The 10,163-nt window shown below is 54.5% G+C and carries 7 protein-coding genes and 1 pseudogene; 6 read left to right on the plus strand and 2 right to left on the minus strand.

The features are described 5' to 3' along the window. Positions 1-254 precede the first annotated feature (254 nt). From KVG95_RS25300 to KVG95_RS25310, 3 genes are all read left to right on the plus strand, one after another. Positions 255-2,840 (plus strand): bifunctional diguanylate cyclase/phosphodiesterase, encoded by a 2,586-nt coding sequence (locus tag KVG95_RS25300; RefSeq protein ID WP_217858343.1) that lies wholly within the window; start codon positions 255-257, stop codon positions 2,838-2,840. A gap of 85 nt (positions 2,841-2,925) precedes the next feature. Then, a complete protein-coding gene (xth, locus tag KVG95_RS25305) occupies positions 2,926-3,720 on the plus strand; it encodes an exodeoxyribonuclease III (protein ID WP_052965500.1) in 795 nt (264 codons plus the stop codon). Positions 3,721-3,833: 113 nt separating this feature from the next. Beyond that, positions 3,834-4,673, plus strand: coding sequence for an arylamine N-acetyltransferase family protein (locus tag KVG95_RS25310; RefSeq protein ID WP_217858344.1), 840 nt, complete (start codon positions 3,834-3,836; stop codon positions 4,671-4,673). A gap of 61 nt (positions 4,674-4,734) precedes the next feature. Here the strand turns inward: KVG95_RS25310 and KVG95_RS25315 are convergent, their stop codons facing one another. Both KVG95_RS25315 and KVG95_RS25320 read right to left on the minus strand, forming a co-directional pair. Further along, positions 4,735-5,079, minus strand: a complete 345-nt coding sequence (locus tag KVG95_RS25315; protein WP_217858345.1) for a BrnA antitoxin family protein — start codon at positions 5,077-5,079, stop codon at positions 4,735-4,737. A 3-nt stretch (positions 5,080-5,082) separates the two neighbouring features. Beyond that, a pseudogene (locus tag KVG95_RS25320) lies at positions 5,083-5,353 on the minus strand (BrnT family toxin). Positions 5,354-5,608: 255 nt separating this feature from the next. On the opposite strand from KVG95_RS25320, the gene KVG95_RS25325 reads away from it, so the two are divergent. The 3 genes from KVG95_RS25325 (at position 5,609) to KVG95_RS25335 (ending at position 9,680) form a co-directional block, all read left to right on the plus strand. After that, the gene (locus KVG95_RS25325) at positions 5,609-7,126 is read left to right on the plus strand and encodes a nucleobase:cation symporter-2 family protein (RefSeq protein ID WP_217858346.1); all 1,518 of its coding nucleotides are present in this window, start codon (positions 5,609-5,611) and stop codon (positions 7,124-7,126) included. Positions 7,127-7,963: 837 nt separating this feature from the next. Further along, on the plus strand, positions 7,964-8,695 hold the full coding sequence (locus tag KVG95_RS25330) for a hypothetical protein (protein WP_217858347.1): 732 nt from the start codon (positions 7,964-7,966) through the stop codon (positions 8,693-8,695). Continuing rightward, on the plus strand, positions 8,685-9,680 hold the full coding sequence (locus tag KVG95_RS25335) for a ParB N-terminal domain-containing protein (protein WP_496197651.1): 996 nt from the start codon (positions 8,685-8,687) through the stop codon (positions 9,678-9,680). The genes KVG95_RS25330 and KVG95_RS25335 overlap by 11 nt, the downstream gene beginning before the upstream one ends. Positions 9,681-10,163 lie beyond the last annotated feature (483 nt).

The raw sequence follows: 10,163 nt of genomic DNA on the forward strand, positions 1-10,163 counted from the left end.
AGGGTTACGTCTCCATACAATGAGCCGTTGTCTGATATTGGTGCGATGGCGGGGCGGTTGGTGCCGGTTGGATGACAAGTGGTGGGACGGGATGGCAATGAGCCTGGGTTTTTCAAGTGTGGCAATGACTTGCGTATTCAGGAGCGGTGACCGAGCATGGCTGCTATGGTCTGTGGAGAGCCTGGCTGTCATGACGACAGACCAGACCCCGCCGGCCTCACCCGATAAGGCGACCGATCGACAGGATCAAGTGCATGGATTTGACTGCCATTACCACCGCGGCACCTGCGCGTCATACACCGATTACCCGCAACCTGATGTTCGTCATCGGCCTGCTGTTTGTAGTTGGGGTGTTGATCGCGCTGATGGCCCTGTTCAGCATTGCCGCACGGCTCGATGCTCAGGATCTGAGCAAAACCACGTTCTACACGCAACGCGCACTTGAGAACCGCATCACCGCCTCGAAAAACTACATCGCCAGCTACGCCAATTGGACGACCGCCTACGACCACCTGAACGACAAAGTCGATGTGCAGTGGGCCTACGTCGATCAGAACGTGGGTAAAACTCTGTTCACTATCGATCACTACGATGGCGTTTTCGTGATCGATCGTCAGCGAACCAAATACGCCATAGTGCGCGGGCTTCAGGTGCAGGGCGAAGCGACGGCCTATCTGTCGACGTCGATGGCGAGCCTCATCGAGGAGGTTCAGAGCCAGGAGAGCCTCATCGAGCCTGTCAGCCGGTACACCTTGTTCGAAGGCAAACCGGCGCTGTTGACGGCGGCCGCGATCGTGCCCAATGACGAACGCCCGGCGGTCGATCCCAAGAGCACCTCAGTGCTGATATATGTCGATCAATTGAACCCTGAAAAGCTCAATACCTTGAGTGCCGATTACGGGTTGAATAATTTGAGCCTGACGGCCGACGACGGCATTGTTCCCGGTCAGCCAGCTGTCGCCCTGACCGGCACCGGTTACAGCCTGGTCTCCCGGCTTGAGCGACCGGGTCGCCAATTGCTCTGGTCGCTGCTGCCGCCGCTGGGCGGAGCGCTGTTGATTCTGGCGTTGTTGACGGCTTACTTCTTTCGTTATGTCCTGCGCACGTCCGGGCATGTGGACGCCAGTTACACCAGTCTCGATTTGTCGAATCAGGCGCTGGAGGCCAGTGAAGAGCGTTTTCGTGCGGTGGCCGAAGCCGCGTCCGACTGGATCTGGGAAATCGACGACCAGCATTGCATCACCTATCTGTCGGGGCGCTTCAGCACCGTCACGGGATTTTCCGATCAGCAATGGTTGGGGCAGAACATCGGGCAACTGCTCAATTGCGATACCACGCCCTTGTCGCTGTGGCTGAATAAACTCGATGAAGAGCAGGCCGTCAGCCACTTGCGCTGTTCCTATCGCGATCAGTCGGGGCAACAGCGAGTGTGCCGGGTGTCGGCGCGACCGATCCAGCGCAAGGGTGCGGTACTGGGTTTTCGCGGGACGGCCAGCGACATTACCGATGAAGTCGCCGCCCATGCGCAGATCCAGCATCTGTCGATGCACGACGCACTGACTGGCTTGCCGAACCGCAACAAGCTGGCGCGCTACCTCGAAGATGCGCTGGCGCTGAAAGAGCAGTCGGCGGCGTTGACGCTGTTGATGATCGACCTGGATAACTTCAAGCCGATCAACGATTCCCTCGGCCACCCAGCCGGCGATGCGGTATTGCTGGAAGTGGCGATTCGTTTGCGCGAGTGCACGCGAGACATCGATCTGGTTGCCCGATTGGGTGGCGACGAGTTCGTACTGGTGCTCCACGGCATGGACAGCCACGCGGAAATCGACCGGTTTTGCGAGCGCTTGCTCGACAGCCTGCATCAACCAATCCATTACGATCACCACACGCTGCACATTGGCGCGAGCATCGGTATCGCGCTGAGTCGGCGCCAGGGGCATCTTCCGGAGGAGCTGATTCGCTGCGCCGATATCGCGTTGTATCAGGCCAAGTCCAATGGCAAGAAGACCTGGTGCTACTTTGCGCCGCACATGAACGATCAGATCCAGCACCGCCGACAACTGGAAAGCGACCTGCGTCAGGCGATCAAGAACAACGAATTCGTGATGCATTACCAGCCGCGTTATCACGTCGACGGCAAACAGATCGTCTCGGTCGAAGCGCTGCTGCGCTGGCAGCATCCGGTGCAAGGCTTGTTGAACCCCGACGCGTTTATTCCACTGGCCGAGCAGACTGATCTGATCGTGCCATTAGGGCGCTGGGTGTTGCGCGAAGCGTGCGAGACGGCCTTGACCTGGCCCGGTGCGATGATGGTGTCGGTCAACTTGTCGCCGGTGCAGTTTGCCCGTAGCGATGTGATCGAGGATGTCCGGGAGGCGTTGATCCAGAGCCGATTGCCCGCCAGTCGACTGGAACTGGAGATCACTGAAAACGTGATGCTCATCGACGTCGATGGCGCCTTGGCGACCATGAATGCGCTCAAGGAGTTGGGCGTACGACTGAACATGGACGACTTCGGCACTGGTTATTCTTCGCTGGGTTACCTGCGCACGTATCCGTTCGACGGGATCAAGATCGACAAGCGCTTCATTGCGTCCATGAGCAGCGGCAGCAATGACCGCGCCGTGGTGCAGGCGATCATCAATCTGGGCAAGGCCATGGGCCTGACCGTCACCGCAGAGGGTGTCGAGACGCTGGAGCAACTGGACTTCCTGATCTCGGACCAGTGCCATGAAGTGCAGGGGTTCTACCTCAGTCGACCGGTGGACAAGTATGCTCTGCTGCCGTTGCTCAAGGCATCAAGGGATGATTTTCCGCCGCAGGGCACGCACCTTTAGTCGCCTGTTTCGTGCGCCACGGCAACTGCCGTGACGCACCCCGGTCACAACTGGATACCGCCCAATCCGTTGCGAGCGTCGGATCATGAAGAACCTGAAAATCGCCACCTTCAACGTCAACGGCATGCGCGCCCGCTTGCCGAATCTACTGGCCTGGCTTGCACGGGAGCAGCCAGACATCGCCTGTTTGCAAGAACTCAAATCGGTCGACGGCGCATTCCCCGTCGCGGAACTGGAGGCGGCCGGGTATGGCGCTGTCTGGCACGGCCAGGTGTCGTGGAACGGGGTGGCGATTCTGGCGCGCGATGCGCAACCATTGGAGAGCCGGCGCGGTTTGCCGGGTGATGACAGCGATACCCATAGCCGCTACGTGGAAGCTGCCGTGCATGGGGTTCTGGTGGGTTGTCTGTACCTGCCCAATGGCAATCCGCAGCCGGGACCGAAGTTCGATTACAAACTGGCGTGGTTCGAGCGGCTGATCTCGCACGCCAAAGACCTGCAGAGCAGCGACCATCCGGTGGTGCTGGCCGGCGATTACAACGTGGTGCCCACTGATCTGGACATCTACAACCCGCGCTCCTGGCTCAAGGACGCGCTGCTGCAACCCGAGAGTCGTGCGTGTTATCAGCGGTTGCTGGATCAGGGTTGGACCGATTCCCTGCGTCATCTGTATCCAGAGGAGCGGATCTACACCTTCTGGGATTATTTCCGTCAGCACTGGCAGAAAAACTCGGGGTTGCGCATCGATCATCTGCTGCTCAACCCGGCACTGAGTCCTTACCTGCAAGAGGCCGGCGTCGATGCCTGGGTTCGCAACGAACCTCATGCCAGCGATCATGCGCCGACATGGATTCGATTGGGTTCGCGCAAGCGTCGATAGTCTTGGCGTGTACGGCGATTGGCTAAATCAATTGTCAGTCCGACGGTGTTTTCCCTTATACATGGCGCCCATCGGCGGAGCGATCCGCGGACCTCTGCATAAAGGATTGAGCGATGAGCGAGACACGACTGACAAATCTTGCGCTGTACCTGCAGCGCTTGGGCTTCGATACGCCCCCGGCACCGACCCTGAAAACCCTGCGCCAACTGCAACTGCGCCACACGGGTGCCTTCCCGTTCGAAAACCTCACCACGTTATCGGGCGAACCGGTGCTCATCGATCTGCCGTCCATAGAGCAGAAAGTCCTGCACGACGGTCGTGGTGGCTACTGCTATGAGCTCAACAACCTGTTCCTGGCCTTGCTTCAGGCACTGGGCTTCGACGCACGTGGCATCACCGGTCGCGTGGTCATGGGTCAGCCCGAAGACGCATGGACCGCCCGAACGCACCGCTTGAGTCTGGTAACCCTCGACGGCGTGCGCTACATCACTGACGTCGGCTTCGGCGGCATGGTGCCCACCGCACCGCTGATGCTGGATACCGAAGCCGAGCAGTTCACCCCTCACGAACCCTATCGCATCGAACCGCACGCCGACGGCTATACCCTGCGTGCCAACGTCGGCGGTGAATGGCGGGCGATATACATTTTCGATCTGCAACGTCAGGAAGACATCGATTACACCCTCGGCAACTGGTACGTCTCGACCCATCCCGAATCGTCCTTCGTGAAACAACTGATGGTGGCGCGGACGGGGGAGGGATGGCGACGCACATTGATTAACGGCAGCTTTACCATTCATCGCATGGGCAGTGAGAGCGAACGGCGGGAGGTAGCGGATGTGGATGAGTTGATCGGGTTACTGGAAAGTGAATTCGGGATTCGAGTGCCGGCGCAGGAAGTGTTGAAACGGGTGCTTGATCGGTTGATTGAGCCTGTGTCGCAGGTAAATTAAGCGCCACGCACAGGGGCGGATTTGATCAATTCGCCCCTTTTGCTTTTGGTCGGTGTTGTGTCTAGGAACGAACTTCAAGCTCCATCACATGCTGGATTTCGCTGAGGGCCTCTGACAATTTTTTCTCCAGGCTTTTCAGCTCGGAGGCAGTGATGCCTTTTTTGAAATGCCCGACATTTGCCACAGCAGTGTTCTGATCGGGCTTCGCCATTTTGCCTTTATCGCTGAGCAAGGCCTGACGCAAGGTATTGTTGATCACTGTCTGGTAGCCATACCCCTCGCTTTCTGCCGACGCACGCGCTGCCTCTATGACGACATCATCGAGCATGATGGTGATTCGGGTCTTGCCTTTGCTGGAGGCAACCGCTCCACGCTTGGCGTTGCTGAAGTCGTATTCATCTTTCATCGGTCAAGCCTCCATATAGTGGCGACGCTCGTTTTTGGTGGCGATGCGCGCGGAAATGATTCGCACGAAATTCGGATCGCGGTAGGTGTATGCAACGACCAGCAGTCGACCTTTGGCATCCAGCCCGATGATGATCCATCGCGTGGTTGTCCTGAAGCGTCAGCGCTCGTTCGTCATAAAACACGGGTTCTGTCTCTGCGAGGCTGACGCCTTGATGCTTTAGTTTGTTGGCCGCGTTCTTTGCCTTGTGGTACTGAATTTCGAACGACTTCATTATGCATACTTTATATGTATAAGCGAGAGGCGGCCGTACCGGCGGTCGCTTGGAAAGCAAAAGATTAGCGGTGGGGAGGGAAAGGGGGAGGAAGGATGTATTTCAAGAGTTTTTTAGACTGGGGGCTCTACGGCTAAAGGGCGGTGTGAACATCTGTCCATAATCTGACCGGCTGGTTGTATACAACTCTATAGACATTTGTCCTGACTATTGAATACAGTGTGCGCACAACAAAAACCAGGGAACCCCCCAACCATGAAAACGCCCCATGTTTCACAACAACGGCCCGAGGATGAGAATCTCGGGATCGGCGCGAATATGGCTTACGGCCTGCAACACGTTCTGACCATGTATGGCGGTATCGTCGCGGTGCCTTTGATCATCGGCCAAGCGGCCGGGCTCTCGCCGGCGGACATCGGTTTGTTGATTGCTGCTTCATTGTTTGCAGGGGGGCTGGCGACGTTGCTGCAGACCCTGGGTTTACCGTTTTTCGGTTGTCAGTTACCGCTGGTGCAGGGTGTGTCGTTCTCCGGCGTTGCGACCATGGTGGCGATTGTCAGCAGTGGTGGGGAGGGCGGCTTTCAGTCGATTCTCGGGGCGGTGATTGCCGCGTCGCTGATCGGCTTGCTGATCACGCCGGTGTTCTCGCGAATTACCAAGTTCTTTCCGCCGCTGGTGACGGGCATTGTGATCACCACCATCGGCCTGACGCTGATGCCAGTGGCCGCGCGCTGGGCCATGGGTGGCAACAGCCATGCCCCGGATTTCGGCAGCATGGCGAACATTGGCCTGGCGGCGGTGACGCTGGTGCTGGTACTGCTGTTGAGCAAAATCGGCAGTGCGACCATCTCCCGTTTGTCGATCCTCTTGGCGATGGTCATCGGCACAGTCATTGCCGTGTTCCTCGGCATGGCGGATTTCTCGTCCGTCACCCAAGGCCCGATGTTCGGCTTCCCGACACCGTTTCATTTCGGCATGCCGACGTTCCACTTCGCCGCGATCCTGTCGATGTGCATCGTGATCATGGTGACCCTGGTGGAAACCTCCGCCGACATTCTGGCCGTCGGTGAAATCATCGGCACCAAAGTCGACTCCAAACGCCTGGGCAACGGCCTGCGGGCCGACATGCTGTCGAGCATGGTCGCGCCAATCTTCGGCTCCTTCACTCAGAGCGCCTTCGCCCAGAACGTCGGGCTGGTGGCGGTAACCGGGATCAAGAGCCGTTTCGTGGTGGCCACCGGCGGCGTGTTCCTGGTGGTGCTCGGATTGCTGCCCTTCATGGGCCGGGTCATCGCCGCCGTGCCAACCTCCGTCCTCGGCGGCGCCGGCATCGTGCTGTTCGGCACCGTGGCGGCCAGCGGCATTCGGACCCTGTCCAAGGTCGACTACCGCAACAACGTCAATCTGATCATCGTCGCCACCTCCATCGGCTTCGGCATGATCCCCATCGCCGCACCGAACTTCTACGACCACTTCCCCAGCTGGTTCGCGACAATCTTCCACTCGGGCATCAGCTCCTCGGCGATCATGGCCATCGTGCTGAACCTGACCTTCAACCACCTCACTGCCGGCAATTCGGATCAACAATCGGTGTTTGCGGCCGGTACCGAGCGGGTCTTGCGTTATCAGGACCTGGCGGCATTGCGGGAAGGGGATTACTTCAGCGAAGGCAAGCTGCGTGACTGCGACGGGAATGAGATTCCGGTGGTGGAGGCAGAGCATGGGCATGCAGAGCCGCGGGCGGCGCATGCGAAAAGCAGTGAGCATGTCTGACGGCGGTACCCGGTAAAAAAGCAGGTAGATCAAAGATCGCAGCCTGCGGCAGCTCCTACAGGGATTCGTGTGCGATGCGATCCCCTGTAGGAACTGCCGCAGGCTGCGATCTTTCGACTTTATGGCGAGCAGAAAAAAAGCCCCTGAACCTTTCGATTCAGGGGCTTTTCGATTTTGCTGTCTGGCTCCACGACCTGGACTCGAATAGAACAATAACAACATGTTTCTCAATGAAATTATTAAGTTTTATAAAGTTTCTATCCCTACGATTATCCTGATAAAGCCCGTATTTTAAGCGAATTCTTTCGATACTCCATTAGCACGGCAGCAACAAGCTACCGAAGGTGGCGTACGCAGACAATTCTGTGCTGGATCAGGAAAGCACATCCGAGTGACTGCTTGTGGCCGGAGGATTTTGCATCGACCGGTTGAATCCTCAATCTATAGCTGTCATCGGCGAAAGTAGCTTCCTGCCATGAGCATCATCTGGTAATAACGTATTTTAAACGCCCAAATTTACGCTTCACTAAGTTCTCTGCAAGCTACGCATCGACTCATCTTGTCGTATCGTTATCGGCACCGTCGACATTCAACAGTCGGGGGGGAGAGGCTACCCGTTGCACTCGTGACATCCGTAACAAGGCAGTCCCGAAACAGGTTTCGCCAGATCACTGATCTTCATTTACCCCATCCCGAAGTAAAGACATCGAGCACCTTGCACGTCGACCGGCGTTTGCGAGTTTCTTGAAGTGTTGCTATAACCATTGGAAGCTTTCTTTCCAGTGTGCATTGAAGAATAAAAACGTTAGCTTGTAAGTGCCGTTTTACGGAGTGATGATGCCAGTAGCCGACGATTATCAAGCCTCCCCGATAGAGATGAAGATTGCCTTAGTCTTGGCTTTCAATGACGCCTGTGACATTTTGATTCATAACTACCATCAAGGTCGTACAAAACTGTTAGCTAGCGACCCTGAATCTTACGAATCGCTTTCTTTGGCACGAACTGCCCTCTCGTATTTAAGGAGTTATACACCTACCGCTTATAGGTTTGTAAATAAAATCACTAAGACAATCTACTTGGAAAATATTTCGAGCTTAGAAGGTTATAGTGGGTTTTCTGACTATAATCGTGCTGGTTCTTTCAGGTTGGCCAATTTTAATTCCCTTCGAAGCCAAGCCGCTGCAGGGGCTGCGATCCTTCATGAAGCTATTCATCAGTACTTGTTCTTGCTGGAAAATCAATTCGGATATTTTATACGAGAAGAAACAATGGCTGAGTCATATGTTTTGGTATCTCCTTGGACTGGTAATAAAATTTACCAGATGAATGTGTGTCACGCGGCAGCTGTATGGTTTGGGCTGCTGAACTACTGGCTGCAATTAAAAACTAAAGATGATATTGATTCAAACTTTCGTCTGTGTGCTGATCAAGCAAGTAAAATAAAAGCCGCTTTCGAAAGTTCAAAGTATCAAGCGTTATTGTCACATTTTCAGTCAAAAAATGAGTTAAAGGCAACTAAAATACTCTCTCACTTGCAATGTTTGACGAGGCAATTAAATGAAAATTAAGTCAATCCCGATAAATAGACTTGTACCCCATGAGTCAGCTGCAACCACTGAGTGTATGAGCAACATGGCTGCTTTAGACATTGTGGCGCCAATAATAGTTAAGCCAATTTTGGGGACGGAGTATTATCAAATCTATCAAGGGCATAATCGCGCCAAAATCGCACAGAAAAACGGCGATAAATTTATCGATGTAATCGTTGCACCTCCTGATTTTCTTACAAGAAACAGGCGGCTACAGGAAGCAAAAATAAAGCGGAATCCAAAAAGGCCGCTTGATGCTTTGAAAATCGTAAAAAGTGACACCGCTCGCAAAGACAGCTTTTATCGTGAGGCATCATATTTTCAGCAAAATCCGCGTCTCAACACGCATCGCGGTACTTTGATATCGCTCGACATTGAAGTCAAATTTTTTGAAGAAACGGTACTTTACAAAAGTTTGCCTTTAAAAGGGGGGTTTGGGGCGATTATCTTCTCTCCTGCACATGCAAAACTTGTGTTCGACCTATCTGTGATTGACGAAGACAAGATTATGCAAGCGTGGGGAACGGAGGATGAATACGACGCTACTGTGCTTCCAGCGTACATTGAGGTGGGTTCGAATACCGTCGACTACCGGGGCGGCGGCTTTGCACATGATGTCTCATTCAGGGTTGAAGACTCCCCAATCTTCATACCGCCGAGGGCTGAGGAGCGGCCTCGAGTTGTCTCTGTAATATCTACTGTTGTATATCCAGATGGTAATATGTGGCGTGGACCGATCGTTGGTCCTGATGACGATATCGCGGCAATCGTATGGTCTGACGAATTGACCAACTGTTTACTAGATAAGGAGCAGCAAGGAGCATTTCGACAAAAAAATTGGTGGAACACACCGACCTCAATCGTATTCGGAAAGAAAGAAACAACGATGCGATCAGTCATCTTGTGCGGTCCGGGCCATCATGCTTGTGGCTCTACATGTCACGGGGGCGGTTGTCTTGTTTGAGTTCCTTTTTAGGAGTGTTTTCCGGCAATCTACTCTGAGCGGAACTAACTGGAATTCATGAAAGGCAGTTCACGGCCGCAGCGCTGCTAGTGTCGTGAATGGCTTCCTTCGACTGCGCAAGGCATCACCTTGGTTGTTGTGGGGCGGTGTGGTTTTGCGTTGTTGAGTAGCATTTCACGCTTGGTGGAGTATTTATTGGCCAGACACGGAAGACGGCCTTTTTAGGGGCGGAAATTGGCTAAAATCACTCCTTCAAATACCTTTGCCAGCATAGGGCGATTGAACTCGGCGGTCAATTTTATGACGCGCCGGGTATCAATAGCTCGCCCGAACCTAATGCTGAAAATTTCGTTGTGGAAATATTTGCATGGGCTATATTGTAAATAGATTTGTCGCTGTCTATTTACATCTGAACTTGGCAAATTCAATGGGCAATCCAATGTGTATTACTTTACATTCAGATAGACTCATACTGCGTCCGCC

This window comes from Pseudomonas farris (assembly GCF_019145235.1).
Lineage (GTDB): Bacteria > Pseudomonadota > Gammaproteobacteria > Pseudomonadales > Pseudomonadaceae > Aquipseudomonas > Aquipseudomonas farris.